General features: G+C 48.5%; 1 pseudogene. It reads left to right on the top strand.

From position 1 onward, the window contains the following. A pseudogene (locus EAO37_RS08985) lies at nucleotides 1-1,459 on the top strand (hypothetical protein); the annotation flags it as partial.

The following is a 1,459-nucleotide window of genomic DNA, read 5'->3' as shown; positions in this document are numbered from 1 at the left end:
TCAGGGCAGATGACATTAAGCCCAATTTCAACGCCGGGGTAGGCACACAAACGCGCACCCAAGTAGACCCCAAGCGCATAGAACAGATCGCCCAACATTTCAACCCCAGAATGATTTTTAATAGAGGGGGTTTTGATGATTTGCCCGTGATCTTAAGCGATGGGCAGGTGCTAGCAGGCAACCACCGCGCTAAGGCGATGCAAGAGTTTAGCCCTTCAAGTAAGCGCGCTTACCAGCAAGCCATCTTAGATAACTATGGGGTGCAACTCAAAGAGGGCGAACTATTAATGCGCACACCCAGCCAAGAGCTAGACAAGCAGGAGATCATCAACCTAGCAGCCGCGAGCAATAAAGAGCGCGCGCACACTTATGGGGACAAACTCATGAGCGCGCTAGGTAAATACGATGCGCACATCAACCCCGCAGAGATAGATAAGATTGTCGCCAACAAACATGAAAGCGTGGACTCTCTAGCCCTTTATATCGCCAAAGATTTAGACAAACAAGCCCAGATGCCCGACATTGAAGGGGCTAATCTAGCCCTTTTAGCCCATGTAGCGCGCAACACGCCTAATATCAGCCTAAGCCAAGCTTTAAACAACGCCCAAAAGCTCCTAAGTGTTGAGGAGTTCACCAAGCTAAAAGATATGTTTGTCAAAAACGCGAGCAATTTCTACAAACTAGCCAGAGACCCCAATCTAGCTAATTTGCACATTGCTCCCTATCTAGCCCAAGCCATAGATTCCACAGCTAGAAGCGTGCTAGCAGGCGCACGCCATGAAAACCTAAACGATCTCTATGAAAGTCTTGTTGGATTGATCAACACCACCAAGAAGGACGGAACTAACCAGTTTGTCCAAGAGTTAAACCCAGAGGTGTATCAAGACGCTTTAGCCCAGTTGCTAGGCGTAGGTTTTGCGCGTTTTGTGCGCCTTGAAAACCCTAGCCAAAATTTACACGAGTTTCTCACTAACTTGCCCAACACCTTTAAAGAACTCTTTGGACCCAGACTAGCTTTTGGGGACTTAGACTTGCCCGCGCAAAAGGCTTTAAAAGATGTGAATATGTGGGACTTTGCCTATACACTATTAAGCAATGCAGAGGGATCACAAGCTTTAAGCAGGGTGTTAGGGCTTTTGCCCCGATTAGAAAAAAAGGCAAGTCAGGCACGATTAGCTTTAGCGAGCAATCCCAAGATTCAAGCCCAAGAGAAAACACAAGCCAGAAGCGCACAGGCGTTGAAACAAGAGCCCCCCCTAGATACCAAGACCCCATCACTCTTTGGGGAGGACACAGGAAAGAGGACTTTAACCCGCATTGAGGGCAGACCCACACAAAAGATTTTCACCCAGCCCACAGAGGTGGAGATTATAGATGTAGAGGTGTTGGACCCGGCTAAATTGCTAGAGTATAAGAGCACGGCGCAGCTAGTCCAAGACGCGCACGCTAAGGGCTTGAG

It is taken from the genome of Helicobacter sp. L8, from assembly GCF_003660355.1.
In the GTDB taxonomy this organism is placed as follows: Bacteria; Campylobacterota; Campylobacteria; order Campylobacterales; family Helicobacteraceae; genus Helicobacter; species Helicobacter labacensis.
Note: the sequence above shows the minus strand (reverse complement) of the source record. Positions and strands in the feature narration are given on the sequence as shown.